The organism is Weeksella sp. HMSC059D05, assembly GCF_001809725.1.
Taxonomy (GTDB): Bacteria; Bacteroidota; Bacteroidia; order Flavobacteriales; family Weeksellaceae; genus Weeksella; species Weeksella virosa.
This window is the reverse complement of sequence record NZ_KV798520.1, coordinates 33474-33714: the sequence shown is the minus strand read 5'-3', so window position 1 is coordinate 33714 and position 241 is coordinate 33474.

The window sequence follows — 241 nt, the reverse complement described above, 5'->3', positions numbered from 1 at the left end:
GGCTTGGTATATCCCAAATACTAAAGCCAATAGAGTTTTGTAGAATTACAAGTAGACTATCAGCATATTACAGAATCTCAATTAGATGAATAAAAAATAACTCGCTAAAAGAATGAGAGAAACTGAATTAATATTTAATGTAAAGAAAAACTCGGACTAAAATTAGGAAAAAGTCCCTGATTTAGTTCGAGTGTTTTTAATTCACTGATACTCAGTGTAGATTGCGGAGAGAGAGGGATTC